This is a genomic window from Dermabacter sp. p3-SID358 (assembly GCF_025147465.1).
Taxonomy (GTDB): Bacteria; Actinomycetota; Actinomycetes; order Actinomycetales; family Dermabacteraceae; genus Dermabacter.
This window is the reverse complement of record NZ_JALXOZ010000009.1, coordinates 57,327-74,311: the sequence shown is the minus strand read 5'-3', so window position 1 is coordinate 74,311 and position 16,985 is coordinate 57,327. Positions and strand designations below refer to the sequence as shown.

Genomic DNA, 16,985 nt, shown 5'->3' with positions numbered 1-16,985 from the left:
AGATTCCCTATTGATCTTTTATGAAAGTGAAGGGCATGGCTCCTCAGTCACGCGGCTCTCGCCGCACACCCGGTATTTACTCCAAATCCCTCGCCGCAGCAGCGCTCGGCATCACCCTCATCGCGAGCCCCGCGATCGTACCCGCCGGTATCGCCCCCTCGACATTGACCGCAGCAGAGGCGGCCCCCGCGAGCACATGGCCGCTCGTTGTCACCGAAATCGCCCCTGACAACGTTGACCAAGACCACTACGAGTATTTCGAGATCACGAACACGACCGACAAGCCCCTCACGATCGGTGAGGGCGGCTACTCGTTCTCGTACATCTACGCCGATTCGGACGACAGGGCTAAAGACAAGGCCCTCACACCCGAGAAGTCCTTCGAACTCAAGGGCGGCGAGACCGCCGTCATGTGGCTCAGTTACACGAGCAAAGACGGCAAGGTCGACTCCACGAAACACACCGTCGACGAATTCCGCGCGCAGTGGAAGATGGACACCGACGCACAGGTTGTGCGCATCACCGGCCAGGACGGCATGGCCAACGGCGGTGACCGCGGCATCCGCGTTCTGGACGCCAACGGCGCTGAGGTTTCGCGCTCGGTCTACCCAAAGGGCTCCGTCGCCGTCGACAAATCCGCGCAGTTCCGCACGCCTGCCGATGCGAATGCCAAGAGCCTCGAGGTGCTCGAAGGCCCTGCCGCCCCCACCGCCGGCAAAGTTGACCCGAAGCAGCTCGAAGACCGCAAGGAGGAGCCCCAGCCCGAGGAGCCTTCACAGCCCGAGCCTGCTGAAGACATCCCCGGTCCGGCCGCTGACTCGACCGTCGGTCAGCTCCTCATCACCGAGCTCGTTCCCGACTCGACCAACACGGGCGAAGGCGACGGCTACGAGTACATCGAGATTTACAACCCCACCACCGAGGCCATCGACCTGAGCGACTACCAGGTCGCCTACCAGTACCCGGGTGACGGCCGCAAAATGGGCAACCAGGTTGTGTGGCCCATGGAGCCAGATGACAGGGTCGTCGAGCCCGGCAAAACCGTGATCGTGTGGATCAAGAACGGACACAACGACGACAAGACCGTCGAGGATTTTGCCGCGAACTACGGCGTGGATGCACAGAGCCTCAACATCGTTGAGAGCCACGTCGGTGGCATGGCAAATGGCTCGCTTCGCGGTATGGAAATCCAGACCCGCACCGGCTACACCGTGAGCCGCGTGTTCTACAACGAGAACGGCGCTCACGATCCGAAGGCCAACCAGGGAATCCACTACAAGGTCAATCCCGACAACTTCCAGGTGAGCGAGATCAGCGAGGTCTCGAAGGCCACGCCGGGCCAGGTAGCGCCTTCGAAGGTCCCCTCGAAGCCCGTGAAGCTCAAAGCTGACACCGAGAAACCGGTCATCGAAGACCAGACCGCAAAGTCCTTCGACCCATCGAAGGATGCCGAGATCAAGGTCAAGGCGACCGACAACGTTCAGGTGCGCCGCCTCACCGTTTCGCTCCAGTCGAACACGGATGACAAGCCGATGGTGAAGGATCTCGTGGCGAACGAGAACGGCGAGTTCATCCTCCCGATCGCGCAGGCTGACCTCACGGGTAAGGAGTACTTCGAGTACACGGTCGAGGCTTCCGACGGCCACAACACCCAAAATGTCGCACTCACGCGCGTACCTGTCGACGGTACCGAAAAGGGCAAGGTTCGACTCAACGTCACCGAAAAGCAGTACGTGAGCGGCACGACTCGCCTCTCGGTCTCGAGCGACAACGCGACCGGCAAACGCACCCTCGCGGTCGATGGCACCGAGGTCGATGCGAACATTCCCTCGCTCGAACAAGAACCCATGTTCGCGATCGACGCGACGCAGACCGACGCGTTCTTCCGCAACGGCGTGCTTGTGAACGGCGAAGTGCTCACGATCTTCGACGAGGGGTTCTACGAAAACTGGGTCACTGTTTCGACCCCGGTTCCGCACAAGTACATCACCAAAGGCGAGGAACTCCAGGTTGACGTCGCCGCGGGCACGAAGGCGAAGCCGGGCATTGATCCGAACGAGAACAACGACGACTTCAACGCGCGCAACGCTCGCCTGGTACTCCCGGACGGCCGCACGCTGCGCGCAGCCGATTACGACGGTGCGAACGGCAAACTCGTTGAGGTGAGCGACCCCGAAAAGATCATCCAGATGGGCGACTCGCCGGGCAAGGTCGAGATTCTCAACGCGAAGTTTGCGATCCCTGACGACGCCTACACCGCAAACGCCTACCAGTGGGATACCACGAAGGTCGCCGACGGCGAGCACAAGGTCAAGGGGACCCTCGTAAGCTCGGGCAGCGCGAGGAGGGTCGCGCTGTTCGCCGCAGCCCCCGGTGCCGGCGAGAGCAACACCGTTGAGCGAACGGTGATCGTCGATAACACAGCCCCGGAGATCACGTCCTCGATTAAGGATGGCTCCGAGCAGCGCGGTGAGTTCCCCGTGAACTTCGAGGCGACCGACGCCGGCTCCGGCGTCGCGAGCACGACCGCGACCTTCGACGGCAAGCCCATCGAGAATGGCGCAAAGCTGTCGAGCCTCACCCTCGCCTCGGGTGAGCACACCCTGAAGGTCGTTGCGACCGACAAGCTCGGGAACGAATCGAGCAAGGAAATTAAGTTCACGACGCCCGTCGAGCAACCGTCGGCCTCCCTCGAAACCGAGGACGGCAAGGGACTCAACGTGTGTGTTGACGACTCGCTTTCGGCGACCGCAACCGACCCGAGCAACGACAATCTCACGGTGTCGTTCCGCAAGGGCTACACGACCTCGCTGAGCGAGGGCACAATTGCGGGCACCGCTGGAAGCGTTCACGACGCAAACCAGGCCGACCGCGAGGGCAAAGCCTTCAAGGCCGGCGACACGACAACCGCCTCCGACTCGCTCCCCTTCCACGAGTTTGCGACCGCCGTGCCCAAGAGCGCTGATGAGAACTCCGAGGTGCGCGTGAGCTGGAGCGGCGTCTCCAACAAGGGGCAGCGCGTGCGCCTGCTCGTGTGGAACACCGGGGAGAACGGTTGGGAAGAAGTTGCCCATACCCTCACGGATGCCAAGTCTGGCGAGGCGAAGCTCGAGGCCATGGTTCCGCTGAGGGGCCATAGTGTTGACGGCGAGATCAAGGCGATCGTGCAGCAGGGCGTCGGCTATGCGGGTGCAAACCTCTCGGATCGCACCGGCGCCGAGCCTGGCGAGCACGCCGAGGACACCAAGCGTTCGGAGTACGACTACACGTTCGCGTGGGAGACCGACACTCAGTACTACAACGATGACCCGAAGATCTACAAGCATCAGCTTGCGATCCACGATTACCTGCTGCGCGTGCGCGAGAAGATGAACCTCCAGTACCTCTTCCACACGGGTGACATCGTCGACAAGTTCCCGAACGACGATGGGTGGAAACGCGCCGACGAAACCTACAAGACCCTCGACGACGCGAAGCTCCCCTACGGCGTTCTCGCGGGCAACCACGACGTTTACCACCAGAAGGGCGATTACTCGAAGTACAGCAAGTTCTTCGGTGAGGATCGATTCAAGAACAACCCGTGGTACGGCGGTAGCTACAAGGACAATCGCGGTCACTACGACCTCGTGAGCGCCGGCGGCCAGGACTACATCATGATCTACATGGGTTGGGGCCCGGCCGACGAGGAAATCAAGTGGATGAACGATGTGCTCGCTCAGTACCCCGAGCGCATTGCCTTCATCGAGCTGCACGAGTACATGCTCACAACCGGTGGTCTCGGCCCGATCCCGCAGCGGATCCAGGACGAGGTTGTCGCGACCAACCCGAACGTGCGCTTCGTGATGAGCGGTCACTACCACGACGCTCACACGCGCTACGACGAGTTCGATGACGACGGAGACGGCGTCAAGGATCGCAAGGTGACCCAGATGCTGTTCGACTACCAGGGCCTTCCCGAGGGCGGTCTCGGCTACCTGCGACTCATGCACTTCGATAACGAAAAGGGGCGCATGATCATCCGCACCTATTCGCCGTCGCTCAAGGATTACGACTCCGATGACCCTATGTTTGAGGAGGCAGAGGGCAGCGTCCAACACTTCGAGGTGCCTTACAGCACGCTCGGGATCAAGCCCGAGGAGAAGACCCTCACGACGAGCGATGCGCGCATCGACGTGCTCACCACGAAGGAATTCGGCTCTCACGAGAACGTCGCTTCGGGTGAGAGAGTGAATGTCCCTGTAGTCGACCTTCCTGAAGGCGACTTCTCGTGGTACACACTCACGACCGATCCGTACGGCGCGAAGCACTACAGCGAAGTGCGCGGTGCCTCGGTGACGAATGTTGAGTGTGGTGGCGAGGAGCCCGCACAGCCTGGTCAACCCGGTGAACCCGGTAAGTCCGGCCAGCCCGGCGAGCCCGGCACTGACGGTCAGCCTGGCACTGGCAACCCCGGCAAGCCTGGCCGATCCGGGAACGACGGCCAGCCCGGTCAGCCTGGTACCGACGGCGAAAGCACCGGCGCAATGAGGCCGGGCCACGGCTCGAGCAACCTCCCACGTACGGGTGCCGAAGTCATGGGCATTCTCGCGGCAGGCCTCGCGCTTGCTGCAGGTGGCATCGCGGTTCTCCGCTCGCGTCGCCTCTCGCGCTAACGGCGATAAGCCCCCGCGTAAGCGGATCGATTAACAAAGGCCGACGCTACCCGAAATCGGGTGGCGTCGGCCCCTTTTTCACGTGGATTATCCACAGTGATGGGCGAAGCCCACGGAAATCTTTGCCCATCTGGCACAGTAGAGACATGGACGAGCGAGGCACAGGCGAAGGCAGAGCAGCCCTACCGATGGAAGAGTCAGTGCCGTTGCCCCCGACAGCCGCGGAAACCACCGCCGAGCGGCCATGGCCCGTGGGGCTCTTGAGCCAGAAGATTCGTGACTATGTGAACCGCATGAGCATCGTGTGGGTGCGCGGCGAGCTCGTGCAGGTCAGTCGTGGCAAGGGCGCTCTCGTCTTCATGACCCTGCGCGATACGCATCTTGATGCGAGCTTCTCCGTCTCAATGCGCGCAAGCGCGTTTTCTTGCCTCGACCTCGAACCGCAGCAGGGAAGCGACGTCGTTGTGCAGTGTAAGCCTACGTTTTGGGGAAGGCGCGGGACCCTCCAACTCGAGGCTTACGACATCCGCGCGGTGGGCATCGGCGATCTTCTTCAGCGTCTCGAACAGCTCAAGCAGGCCCTTTTTCGAGAAGGGCTGTTTGACGCCGAACACAAACGCCCTCTTCCTTTCCTGCCGCACACGATTGGGCTCATTTGCGGCCGCAAATCAGCTGCGGAACGCGATGTGATCGTCAACGCTGAAAAGCGCTGGCCAGCCGTGCGTTTTGAGACGCGGGAGGTGGCGGTCCAGGGAGTGAAGGCCGTCGGCGAAGTGAGCGAAGCACTGCGAGAGCTCGACTCGCGCGATGACGTCGACGTCATCATCATTTCCCGCGGTGGCGGCTCGCTCGAGGATCTTCTGCCATTCTCGGACGAGTCACTCGTGAGGCTCGCCGCGGCCGCGCGCACCCCTATCGTCTCGGCAATCGGACATGAGGTCGACACTCCCCTGCTCGACCTCGTCGCCGACTACCGCGCCTCGACCCCGACCGATGCCGCGAAAACCGTCGTCCCCGATATGTCGCTCGAGCGGGCACAGTTGAATGAAGCCCGCAGCCGCTCGTACTCGGCACTCGCCTCGCGGATCGAACGTGAGCGCGAGGCGATCGCCCACATCCGTGAGAGGCCCGCATTCGCGGAACCACACACGATGATCGAAAGCCACGCTGAAGCCATCGACGGGGCTATCGCCTCGGCTCGCGCAACGGTGTCGATCTCACTCGAACGCGCCCGCGAGCGCGTGAGAGCTCTCGCTGACCAGGCACGCGCACTCTCGCCGCTCCATACTCTCGAACGTGGCTACGCGGTCGTGCAAGGAACCGACGGCACGCCGCTTACTCATCCGAGCGAGGCACCAGCGGGCACTCGCGTATCGATCAGGCTTGCAAGCGGTCGATTGGGCGCAACATCGCTAGGCGAGGAAAGCCAAGAGGGAAGGGAAAAGTCGTGAATGACGACAACGCAATAGAGGACACGAATCAGCTGCCAGAGGACATTCGGGCGCTCGGGTACGAAGAGGCTCGAGATCAGCTTTTTTCAATCGTGCAGACCCTTGAGCGCAACCAGAGCGGGCTCGAAGAATCGATAGCACTGTGGGAGCGCAGCGAGCTTCTCGCACGTCGATGCGACGAATGGCTCGACGGAGCACGCGAGCGCCTTGATCGCGCAATCGAACGTCAAGCGAAAGACGACGAGGCGGGCCCGCATCCACGTGCGTGATGTGCTCGGTTTTGCAACGTCTCACATCTGAACACAGGCAGGCGCAGTACTCTCGCTAGGTCTATAGTCCAGCTTCCGTCTGTTCTGTCGTGAGAAAGGTTGCTCATGGAGTACCTCAAACTCATCGGCATCGTGATCATCGTCGTGGGCTTCGTGCTCAAACGGGACACGCTTGCCGTCGTCGTCGTGGCCGGCGTCGTGACCGGGCTCGTCGCGGGTCTCAGTCCCCTCGAACTGCTGAATCTCCTCGGCCAGTCGTTCACTGATCAGCGCGTTGCCACCCTCTTTATTCTGACCCTCCCCGTCGTAGGCATCTGTGAGCGTTACGGCCTCAAGCACAAGGCCGTGGACCTCATCGGTTCCGTCAAGAACGCAACGACGGGCACGGTCCTTTCGCTCTACCAGCTGATCCGCGCGGTCGCGATCGCTTTCTCGGTTCAGCTCGGCGGCCACCCGCAGTTCGTTCGCCCCCTCATCTCGCCCATGGCGGAAGGTGCATCGGAGGCGAAGCTCGGTTCACTCAGCGAGAAGCAACGCGACTCAATCAAGGGCGGAGCCGCAGCTGCCGATAACTTCGGCAACTTCTTCGCACAAAATCTGTTTCTCGGGGCACCCGGGGTTCTGCTTATCGTCGCGACGATGGCCGAACAGGGCTACACGCAAGTCACTCCCCTCTCAGTGGCGCTTTGGTCGATCCCCGTTGCCGTTGTTTCGCTCATCTTCGGTCTCGTGCGCAATATCCTTCTTGACCGTCGCTTACGTGCGAGCACCCCGTCAACTTCTGCGCCCGAGTCCGGTGAGGGGAGCGTGAAGGCATGAGCCTCGATGTTGCCCTCAGTGAATTCTTCTTCATCCTTGTCGGCCTCATTTTCGTCGTGACGGGTGCGCTGTGCGCTCGCGACGTCAACCTCAAAAACCGCATCCCCTCCGCGGCCTTTTGGTTCATCCTCGCGTTCGCCTTCATCACTGGACCGTGGCTGCCCGCGTGGGTGATCGGTCTTTGCGTCATCGCACTCGCGACCATCACCGCGATCTGGGGCATAAAGCCTGCGGCTGTGGACAAGCCCGACCCCGAGAATGTTGAAAAGAGAGCCTCAAAGCTCGGGTACAAAGTTTTCATTCCCGCGCTATCACTCGCGGTCTTTGCCCTCATCGCCGCGACCATCTACCAGCAGTTCGAGATGCCCACCTATCTCGCGGTTGGCACGGGTGCGGTTCTCGCCACCATCGTCGGCCTCGTCGTGACGAAGGCCCCCGCGAAGTTTGTGCCTCTGGACGGTGCGCGGCTCACGATGGATGTCGGCCCGGTGGGGATTCTTCCCCAGCTTCTCGCGGCGCTCGGCGCAGTGTTTACCGCCGCTGGCGTGGGCACTGTGATCGCCGATACGGTTGCGACCGTCATTCCCGCAAACAACGCCTTTGTAGGAGTCGTCGCCTACTGCGTAGGCATGGCACTCTTCACCGTCATCATGGGCAACGGCTTCGCGGCCTTCTCCGTGATCACCGTGGGAATCGGCATCCCCTTCGTGATTGCGCAGGGCGGCAATCCCATCATCGTGGCGGCCCTAGGCCTCACCGCGGGATACTGCGGAACCCTTCTGACTCCCATGGCGGCGAACTTCAACGTCGTCCCAGCGGTTCTGCTTGAAATGAAAGACAAGTACGGTGTCATCAAGTCGCAGGCCATCACCGCGCTCGCGCTTCTTGTCGTCCACATCGTGCTGATGTACACACTCGCGTTCTAACTGGAGGATTACACATGAGCATCCTTGTGACCGCATTCGACCCTTTCGGCGGGGAAAGCATCAATCCCGCACTCGAGGCCGTCAAGGCTCTCCCCACGACGATCGCCGGAGAAAAAGTCGTCACGGTCGAGGTACCAACCGTGTTTGGGAAAGCCATCGACGCGGCGAGAGCCGCGATCGATGAGCATCAGCCAAGCGCCGTGATGTGCGTTGGTCAGGCCGGCGGCCGCTTCGACATCACACCCGAGCGCGTCGCGATCAACATCGACGACGCGCGTATCGCCGACAACGAGGGCAACCAGCCGATCGACAAGCCCGTAGTTGAAGGGGCGCCTCCCGCCTACTTCGCGACGCTCCCGATTAAGGCGATGGCCCAGGCTATCCGCGATGCGGGCATCCCCGCATCCGTGTCGAACACCGCGGGCACGTTCGTGTGCAACCACATTATGTTTGGGGTGCTTCACCACCTGGCAACCGTCGGACCCCGCGGCGCTCGCGGTGGGTTCGTCCACGTTCCCTTTATCCCTGAGCAAACCGTGGAGAAGCCGGGCCAGCCTTCACTCTCGACTGAGACGATCACGAAGGGCCTCGCCGCCGCAATCTCCGCGATCGTAGAAAACGAGAGCGACGTCGCGACCGCGGAAGGCGCCACTCACTGACGCATGAAACTCAAAGCGGCGGTGTGGTGTTGACTACCGCGTCGCCGCTCGCGCGTGAAGGTAGGTGCCGAGCACGGCCACCACGAGGGCAACGACTGCGACGCCTGAAATCCACATCCCAATCGCCGCAAAAATCAGCGTATTGGTGAGGGCGGCACCGCCCTGGGCAACGACCCACCCGAACAGCGGGGCGAAAAGAAGCACGAAACCGAAAACCCACGCGAGGATGAGGCTGCCTGTGCCCTTGCACGTGCGCACCGCGACGATACCGGTGATCGTGAAGAGCGCTGCGCCGGCGATCACACACACAAGCTGGGCCGTCGAAAACATTCCTCCCCATGCAAAGACCGCGAGCAGTGCAGACGCGGCGAGGCCGAGCACCGCGATGAGAACCGCGGTCATCGAGCGGCCGCGGCGGGCCGGATCCGTGGGGGCCTTTGACGGCGTTGCGGAGGCATACACGGGCGTTGCTGTGGGTCGTGAGGGAGAAGCGGGTGCTGCGGCTCGCTGCCGCGATGCGGGAGCGGGACTCTCGACTCGCGAAAGAACTTCGGTGGGTTCGCCTGCGAGCGGGCTCGCGAGCTTTTCGGTCGCGTCGAGCCTCTCGGTAGCGTCAAGCCTTTCGGTGGCCTCTGCATCTTCCCGAAGGGGGCGGTGGGAGTTCTCTTTCATGGTTCCTCACTTCTTCACGCGGTCGAGGGTTTCCTTCATGAGCGCGGCATGCTCTTTTTCGCTCCCCGCCCCGTAGATGATGAGCGTCGTCTCTCGCGCCGAGCACACGAGGCCTGAGGCGCCCTTCGTGTTCTCCGCACCATTATCGTTCGAGTTCGCCTGAATTTCGAGATTCGCGCATTCTGTTCCCTCGATTTCAAAGTAGCCCGACGTCGCCGCCTTTCCGCGAATCCGAGGGGCGAGGGCGGGGTAGTCCGCGTGCGACTGAAGTAGCGTCTCAAGAGAGCCCGAAGGTGACGTATAGCGCACTTCCCAAAAGGCCGGCTCGGTGGTCGACATTTTCGCTTCCCGCACGCTCCAACCCCCCGGCTCGGCGTCGGCCGCGCGAAACCCAAGAGCCTCGCTCGCGCGTGCGGCGCTTTCGCTCACGTTGACCATCGAACGCGCTGTCGCGGCAGTATCCCGGTCGTTCCGTCCGAGCCCAACGATGACGACCGCGGCGATCGCGACAACGATGAGGTTGAGTCCAATTGCCCACACGAGGTTCCTTACCGAGGTATTTTTCTTCGTGGGCAGTTCGCGCTTTTTCCGCTGCGGTCTCTCGTGCGATTCGGGCATGCCCCTCATTGTTCCAAATTCCCACGCGAGGCGCGCCGTGACTTCGGGCCATGCAGGCATTCCTGTGATCTGAAACAATACGGTGCGTGAGTACTTATCTGACTATCGGCGAAGCCCTGACCGACATTGTGATCCGCACCGACGCCCCACGGGCTGAACTCCCGGGCGGTTCGCCCATGAACGTGGCCGTTGCCCTCGGTCGCCTCGGTCACACCTCCCACTTGCTCACCCACATCGGCGATGACGAGCGAGGGCATGCGATTGAGCGTCACGTGGAAGAATCTCACGTCGCGCTCACGCCGGGATCGGTCAAGCCTGGCGCGCCTACGTCAACGGCAGCGGCAACAATCGGCGAGGGCGGCGCCGCAACCTACGATTTTGATATCACGTGGGATCCGAATCCGCAGGGGCTCCCAGCGAGCGTCGATGCGGTGCACACGAGCTCCATCGCCGCGACGCTCGAGCCCGGCGCCGATACCCTCCGCAAGGTCGTGGCATCACTGCGCGAGAGCGCCCTCATTTCTTACGATCCGAACACGCGCCCGAGCCTCATGGGCGATCCTTCGATCGTGCGAGAGCCAATCGAACAAAACATCGCGCTCGCCGACATCGTGAAGGCCTCGGATGAAGATCTTGAGTGGCTCTACGAGACGAGCGATATCGATCAGGCGGCCGAGTCGTGGCTCCGCCGGGGCGTGAAGCTCGCGGTCATCACACGCGGCGAACTGGGCGCAACGGCGTTCACGGCGAAGGGGCGTTTCGAGATCCCCGGCGTTCGAGTCGAGGTTACCGACACGGTTGGCGCCGGCGACACCTTCTCGGCCGGAATACTCGATGCCCTCTCACGCAAGGACCTGCTCGGTAGCGAGGGCCGCGAGAAGATCGACGCGCTTGATGGGGAAGATTTCAAGGAGATTCTCGCGCACGCCGCTCTCCTCGCCTCCGTCACGGTGTCTCGCGCGGGGGCGAACCCGCCGTGGGCGAACGAAGTCGCCGATCGATTCACGATCTAACCCGAAGGGCAACCCATGACTGGTATCGAGGATTTTCGAATCGAGCACGACACGATGGGAGAGATGCGGGTCCCCGCCTCGGCCCTTTACGGCGCGCAAACCCAGCGCGCTGTCGAAAACTTCCCGATTTCCCACCGAGGCCTCGAGCCCTCCAATATTCACGCGCTCGCGGAGGTGAAGCGCGCAGCCGCACTCGCCAACGCTGAGCTCGGAGTTCTCGACAACGAGCGCGCCGAGGCGATCGCACGGGCAGCCGAGCGCGTGAGCAGCGGCGAATTCGATAAGCACTTCCCCATCGATGTGTACCAAACGGGCTCGGGCACGAGTTCGAACATGAACATGAACGAGGTGCTCGCCCACCTTGCGAGCACCGACGCCCTCCACGTGCACCCAAACGACCACGTCAATGCCTCGCAATCGAGCAACGACACGTTTCCCACCTCGGTGCACCTCGCGGTCACCCGCGAAGTCACGGAAGCCCTCATCCCTGCTCTTACGTCTCTCGCGAGCGCTCTCGAGAGCAAAGCACGGGAGTTCACGGGCATCGTCAAGAGTGGGCGCACCCACCTCATGGACGCTACCCCCGTGACGCTCGGCCAGGAATTCGACGGCTACGCCGCGCAGGTGCGCTACGGGATCGAACGAGTGCAGGGCGCGATCGGCCGCACCGCGGAGCTGCCCCTCGGCGGGACAGCCGTGGGGACGGGGATCAACACACCCGCGGGTTTCGCACCGCGCGTCATTGAGATCCTCCGCGAACGCACGGGCCTGCCGCTCACGGAGGCGCGCAACCACTTCGAGGCGCAGTCGGCTCGAGACGCCCTTGTCGAAATGAGCGGTGCACTGCGCACACTCGCGGTGTCCCTCACAAAGATCTGCAACGATGTGCGCTGGATGGGATCCGGCCCCAACACGGGTCTCGGCGAGATCGCCTTACCCGATCTTCAGCCCGGAAGTTCCATCATGCCCGGCAAGGTCAACCCCGTTGTTCCCGAGGCTGTACTCATGGTGTGCGCGCGCGTGGTAGGCAACGATGCCGCGATCGCATGGGGCGGCGCGCAGGGCGCCTTCGAGCTCAACGTCCAAATCCCGCTCATGGGCACCGCGCTTCTCGAATCGATCACCCTTGTAGCGAATTCGACACGTGTCCTCGCCAAATCCACGATCGAAGGGATCCGCGCGAACGAGGAGCGCGCGCGTTTCTTCGCGGAAGCTTCACCCTCGATTGTGACGCCACTCAACAGGCTCATCGGCTACGAAAACGCGGCAGCGATCGCCAAGCATGCGGTCTCACACCGCGTCTCCATTCGCGAGGCAGCACTTGCGCTCGGTTACGTCGAGCGCGGTGAGCTCACCGAGGAGCAGCTCGATTCCGCGCTCGACGTTCTCACGATGACCACTCCCCCGGCCGGATCGGAGAAGTAGCCCTCGCTTACGGGATCGGTGCGTCAAGCACGCGCGTCACGAGCTCAGCGACTTTCGAACGCTCGGAGCGCTGGAGCGTCACGTGAGCAAAAAGTTCGTTGCCCTTGAGTGCCTCAACCACGGAGGCGACGCCGTCGTATCGACCGACGCGGAGATTATCGCGCTGGGCGACGTCGTGGGTGAGCACAACTCGCGAGTTTTGACCGACGCGCGACAGCATCGTGAGCAGCACGTTGCGTTCAAGCGACTGGGCCTCGTCGACGATCACGAAGGCGTCGTGGAGAGAGCGCCCGCGAATGTGGGTGAGCGGAAGAACCTCGAGGAGGCCCCTGCCGAGAACTTCGTCGACGACAGCGCTCGAAACCATCGAACCGAGCGTGTCGAACACGGCTTGCGCCCACGGCCCCATCTTGTCGTCGTGGTCGCCAGGCAGGTAGCCGAGCTCTTGGCCTCCCACCGCATACAGCGGCCTAAACACCATGATCTTGCGCTGATTGCGCTTTTCGAGGACCGCTTCAAGGCCGGCACACAGGGCGAGCGCCGATTTGCCTGTGCCTGCGCGCCCGCCGAGACTCACGATCGAAAGCTCGTCGTCGAGAAGCAGGTCGATCGCAATGCGCTGCTCAGCGCTGCGTCCTGTCACACCAAAGACGTTCCCGTCGCCAGGAACGAGCCTCACGTTGCCGTTCGGGAGCACGCGGGCAAGGGCCGAGCCGCGCGGGGACGTGAGCTTGAGGCCCGTGTGGATACCGAGTTCTGAAAGTTCGGGAATTTCAACTCCCACGTGACGCGCGCCGTTTTCTTCACTCCACAGCGCCGCCATCTGCTCTTCGCTGATCTCGGCCGACGTGATGCCCGTGTATGCGCGATCACGCGCGAGCTCGGCGCGGTACTCCTCGGCCTTGAGACCCGATGCACTCGCCTTGATGCGCATGGGGAGATCCTTGGAGACGAGAACGACCTCGGCACCCTCGACCTGGAGGTTCTTCGCTACGGAGAGGATGCGCGTGTCGTTGTCACCAAGGCGGAAGCCGTCGGGCAGGTTTTCGGGGCTCTGGTGGTTGAGCTCCACCCGAAGCGTGCCGCCCTGGTCGCCGAGCGGAATGGGCTCGGCGAGGCTGCCGTGTGTTTCTCGAAGCTCGTCAAGAATGCGGAGCGATTGACGCGCGAAGTACCCAAGTTCGGAGTGGTGCCGCTTCCCCTCGAGCTCCGTGATCACGACGATCGGGAGCACAACGTGGTGCTCCGCGAATCGAAAGATCGAGTGGGGGTCCGCCAGCACAACGGACGTGTCAAGAACATAGGTAAGCGGCGCGTTCATGGTCTCTCGCTTTCGAAGTCCTTCCGGTCACCCACGACCGGCTATCGCTTCGATCCTCGCACCGCATTTCTTCACTCAATTGACGTGGCGCGCCGTGCAAGCAAGACGGTCACCGAGCCTTCACCCTCGCGTTACCCGGGAATTCGCAGCGCGCGTTCGGCGGCGCAGACTCAGGCACCGAATCGGCGCTCGCGACCGGCGAACTCTTCGAGTGCAGCATCGAAGTCGGCGCGCGTGAAGTCGGGCCACAGCGCGTCACAAAATACAAGCTCCGAATGCACGGATTGCCACAGGAGAAAACCCGAAAGGCGCTGCTCACCGGAGGTGCGAATGATCAGGTCAGGAGCACTTTGACCGGACGTATAGAGGTGGGATCCGACGCCACCTTCGCTCACGGCGCTGCGAAGGCTCTCGAGGTCTCCCCCGCGAGCGATTTCCTCGTCGATCAAGGCATGGACGGCATCGACAATCTCGCGCCTTCCGCCGTAGCCGATCGCGAGATTGACCTCGAAGGTCGCTCGCTCCGTGGCGCCCTCCGCGGGACGTTCCGCAGGGTTCAGCGAGCGAAGTCGCTCGACGAGAGCGGCGGGGAGCATGCGATCGGCACCGAGGAGGCGAAGTGGATATCCTTTGTTCGCCACCGCGCTCACGAGGTCGGTGATGATGTCAAAAAGCTCTGCAAGCTCGGGTTCGGGACGGCGGAAGTTATCGGTTGAGAGCAGCCACAGAGTAAAAGTTTCAACGCCGCTTTCACGCGCCCATTCGATCGCCTCGAGCACGACCGAGGCGCCTGCGCGATGCCCTTCGGAAACATCGAGGCCCTTCGCTTTTGCCCAACGGCGATTCCCATCGAGAATGACGCCGACATGGCGCGGCCTGCGCTCCGCGGAAGGTGCGGAGGGCTGCGAAGCGTCGGCTGGTCTCGAAGAAGTCACGTTCACCATTGTGACAGGCCCGAGACCGCGCTCGAGCACACACCCGGGCATTCCCACGACTCCTTCACAAAAATCGCTGCGGCAGCTCGCAATCTGGTACACCACAGTGACACCTACGCCACCGTAAGTTACGCTACCGTTATGAGCACTGACCAGCGAAACACGCAGCGAGGCGAAGCAAGCGTCGGAACCTCCAACGCGCCCACCTCACACGAAGCTGTCCCTACCGCCGGCGGTGGCACGAGCGTTCCCGAACTCCTTGGCGCGTACGGCATCCACCTTCCCACGCTCCCCAAAAAACCCAAGCTGCGCGGAATCATCCACCTCATTGCCTTTCCCGCGGTGCTCATTGCCGGCATGCTCCTCATCGCGACCGGTTCCTCGCTCGCCGTTCGACTCGCGACCGTTGTCTTCATCGTGACTGCGGGAATGCTTTTTGGCGTCTCCGCGACCTACCACCGCGGTACCTGGTCGGTCCACGGCACCCTCGTGCTCCGGCGCTTCGACCACGCGAACATTTTCCTCATCATCGCCGGCACCTATACGCCTCTCGCCGTCGCCCTTCTCGATTCTCGCGACGCGACCGTCCTCCTCACGGTGTGCTGGGTCGGTGCGCTCATCGGCGTCGCGTTCAGAATTCTGTGGACGAATGCGCCGCGCTGGCTATACGTGCCCGCCTACGTCGCCCTCGGCTGGGTCGCGATTTTCTACATGCCCGAGCTTTACGCGGGCGGTGGCGCAGCCGTCATCGCCCTCATCGTTGCGGGAGGTGTGGCCTACACGCTCGGCGCAGTCGTGTACGGCACGAAAAAACCGAATCCCTCGCCCGCGTGGTTCGGCTTCCACGAGATCTTCCACTCATTTACGGTCGTCGGTTTCGTTTGCCACCTGATCGCAGTGTGGCTTTCGGTGGTCTAAAGGCGCTACGCCTCGTCGCGCGGCTCGGTTTGCGCGGCATCACCGTGAGCTGTTTTCCCGCCTTCGACGCGCTCGGCTTTCGCGGATTCCTCCATGCGCCTGCGCACATTTTCACGCGCGCTCGAACGCCGTACGCGCCTCGACAGATCCAACGCGAGGAGCAGTAGCGCGACGGCCATCGCGAGAAAAACGAAGAAGCCCGGCAGTCCCGGGGTCACCGTCGCCGTCGTCATTTCTTCGGTGCCGGGCGGCGTCGTTGCCCCGTCTGAAAGCAGAATTACCGGCGAAAGAAGCGCGAGAGTCATTGTCGAATCCCTTCAAAGAGGTCGGACTCCGGAAGCGTCACGCTGATTCGCGATTGGCGCAGCTGGAAATCCTCGGTCGGCCACACCTCGCGCTTAATCTCGTTGGAAACTGCGAAGAAGAAGCCATCCGGATCGACCTGGGTCGCATGGGCGAGTAGCGCGGCGTCACGCACTTCAAGATAGCGCGAAACGTTGATCCGCGTCGTGATCGGCCTTTGATCGAGGCCCTCGAAGTATTCCATTTGCGCCCCGAAGGGATTGTCGAGTGCATGCTCACGCATATACCGGGTGTACGCGATCATCTGGGCAGGCGGGAACAAGAGCTGGTAGTAAATCTTTGCAACGGCCCACGGCTCGCCAAGCTCCGGCATGTAGCTCGGATCAGCCGCGAGCTCGTAGGCGAGCATGCTGATCTTGTGGGTGTGGATGTGATCGGGGTGCGGGTATCCACCATTCTCGTCGTAGGTGAGCATGACGTGGGGGCGAAGCTCACGCACGAGTTTCACGAGCGGGCGCGCGGCTTCTTCCGGGTCAATGAGGGCGAAGCAGCCGTCGGGAAGTGCGGGAAGAGGGTCACCCTCGGGAAGGCCGGAGTCGATGTAGCCGAGCCACACTTGGTTAATGCCGAGGATCTCGCGGGCGCGATCCATCTCCCGATGTCGAACGGCGCTCAAATCTGCATTCGCCTCAGGGTCATCCTTGAGGCGCGGGTTCAAAATGTCGCCGCGTTCGCCGCCCGTACACGTCACGACGGTGACTTCGGCCCCCTCGTCGACGTAGCGAGCCATCGTTCCGGCACCTTTCGATGATTCGTCATCCGGATGCGCGTGAACAGCCATGAGCCTCAAGCGGCACGGGTTCTTTTCGACCTCAGCTTCGGGGTGGCCGCCGTGATGCAAGAGCGCCTTAAAGGCTTCGTCGCTCGGCGCGATCGCGGCCTTCGGAACACCCGTCTCCTCTGGCGCCACGCCTGCACGGTAGCGCCCTGTCGTCATTACGCAA

General features: G+C 62.5%; 15 protein-coding genes. 9 read left to right on the top strand and 6 right to left on the bottom strand.

Annotation, left to right across the window (positions count from 1 at the left end; all coding sequences use genetic code 11):
- Window positions 1-35: 35 nt before the first annotated feature.
- From M3B90_RS05775 to pcp, 6 genes are all read left to right on the top strand, one after another.
- Window positions 36-4,652, top strand: a complete 4,617-nt coding sequence (locus M3B90_RS05775; RefSeq protein WP_259889062.1) for a lamin tail domain-containing protein — start codon at window positions 36-38, stop codon at window positions 4,650-4,652.
- A gap of 200 nt (window positions 4,653-4,852) precedes the next feature.
- Window positions 4,853-6,103 carry an exodeoxyribonuclease VII large subunit gene (gene xseA, locus M3B90_RS05770; protein WP_311199946.1) on the top strand — a complete coding sequence of 417 codons (1,251 nt, stop codon included), beginning with the start codon at window positions 4,853-4,855 and terminating at the stop codon, window positions 6,101-6,103.
- Window positions 6,100-6,372 carry an exodeoxyribonuclease VII small subunit gene (locus tag M3B90_RS05765; RefSeq protein WP_259889060.1) on the top strand — a complete coding sequence of 91 codons (273 nt, stop codon included), beginning with the start codon at window positions 6,100-6,102 and terminating at the stop codon, window positions 6,370-6,372. Before xseA ends, M3B90_RS05765 begins: the two co-directional genes overlap by 4 nt.
- 105 nt (window positions 6,373-6,477) lie before the next feature.
- Window positions 6,478-7,191, top strand: a complete 714-nt coding sequence (locus tag M3B90_RS05760) for a DUF969 domain-containing protein (RefSeq protein WP_259889059.1) — start codon at window positions 6,478-6,480, stop codon at window positions 7,189-7,191.
- Window positions 7,188-8,117 (top strand): DUF979 domain-containing protein, encoded by a 930-nt coding sequence (locus tag M3B90_RS05755; protein ID WP_259889058.1) that lies wholly within the window; start codon window positions 7,188-7,190, stop codon window positions 8,115-8,117. Before M3B90_RS05760 ends, M3B90_RS05755 begins: the two co-directional genes overlap by 4 nt.
- Window positions 8,118-8,131: 14 nt before the next feature.
- Window positions 8,132-8,776: a pyroglutamyl-peptidase I gene (gene pcp / locus M3B90_RS05750; protein WP_259889057.1), complete on the top strand. Its 645-nt coding sequence runs from the start codon at window positions 8,132-8,134 to the stop codon at window positions 8,774-8,776.
- Window positions 8,777-8,809: 33 nt separating this feature from the next.
- Here the strand turns inward: pcp and M3B90_RS05745 are convergent, their stop codons facing one another.
- Together M3B90_RS05745 and M3B90_RS05740 are read right to left on the bottom strand one after the other, a co-directional pair.
- Complete coding sequence (locus tag M3B90_RS05745) at window positions 8,810-9,448, bottom strand: hypothetical protein (RefSeq protein WP_259889056.1); 639 nt, start codon at window positions 9,446-9,448, stop codon at window positions 8,810-8,812.
- A 6-nt stretch (window positions 9,449-9,454) separates the two neighbouring features.
- The gene (locus tag M3B90_RS05740; RefSeq protein WP_259889055.1) at window positions 9,455-10,066 is read right to left on the bottom strand and encodes a DUF4245 family protein; all 612 of its coding nucleotides are present in this window, start codon (window positions 10,064-10,066) and stop codon (window positions 9,455-9,457) included.
- Between the two features lie 86 nt (window positions 10,067-10,152).
- Between M3B90_RS05740 and M3B90_RS05735 the strand changes: the two genes are divergently transcribed.
- Window positions 10,153-11,079, top strand: a complete 927-nt coding sequence (locus tag M3B90_RS05735) for a carbohydrate kinase (RefSeq protein ID WP_259889054.1) — start codon at window positions 10,153-10,155, stop codon at window positions 11,077-11,079.
- Window positions 11,080-11,094: 15 nt separating this feature from the next.
- Window positions 11,095-12,504, top strand: a complete 1,410-nt coding sequence (locus M3B90_RS05730) for an aspartate ammonia-lyase (RefSeq protein ID WP_259889053.1) — start codon at window positions 11,095-11,097, stop codon at window positions 12,502-12,504.
- Between the two features lie 7 nt (window positions 12,505-12,511).
- Here the strand turns inward: M3B90_RS05730 and M3B90_RS05725 are convergent, their stop codons facing one another.
- Window positions 12,512-13,825 (bottom strand): PhoH family protein, encoded by a 1,314-nt coding sequence (locus M3B90_RS05725; RefSeq protein ID WP_259889052.1) that lies wholly within the window; start codon window positions 13,823-13,825, stop codon window positions 12,512-12,514.
- Window positions 13,826-13,995: 170 nt separating this feature from the next.
- Complete coding sequence (uppS, locus tag M3B90_RS05720; RefSeq protein ID WP_259889070.1) at window positions 13,996-14,769, bottom strand: polyprenyl diphosphate synthase; 774 nt, start codon at window positions 14,767-14,769, stop codon at window positions 13,996-13,998.
- Window positions 14,770-14,901: 132 nt separating this feature from the next.
- Here uppS and M3B90_RS05715 point away from each other — a divergent pair, with 132 nt between their 5' ends.
- The gene (locus tag M3B90_RS05715; RefSeq protein WP_259889051.1) at window positions 14,902-15,678 is read left to right on the top strand and encodes a hemolysin III family protein; all 777 of its coding nucleotides are present in this window, start codon (window positions 14,902-14,904) and stop codon (window positions 15,676-15,678) included.
- A 5-nt stretch (window positions 15,679-15,683) separates the two neighbouring features.
- On the opposite strand, the gene M3B90_RS05710 is transcribed toward M3B90_RS05715, so the two are convergent.
- Both M3B90_RS05710 and mca read right to left on the bottom strand, forming a co-directional pair.
- Window positions 15,684-15,983: a hypothetical protein gene (locus tag M3B90_RS05710; RefSeq protein ID WP_259889050.1), complete on the bottom strand. Its 300-nt coding sequence runs from the start codon at window positions 15,981-15,983 to the stop codon at window positions 15,684-15,686.
- The gene (gene mca / locus M3B90_RS05705) at window positions 15,980-16,822 is read right to left on the bottom strand and encodes a mycothiol conjugate amidase Mca (RefSeq protein WP_396122463.1); all 843 of its coding nucleotides are present in this window, start codon (window positions 16,820-16,822) and stop codon (window positions 15,980-15,982) included. Before mca ends, M3B90_RS05710 begins: the two co-directional genes overlap by 4 nt.
- Window positions 16,823-16,985: the final 163 nt, after the last annotated feature.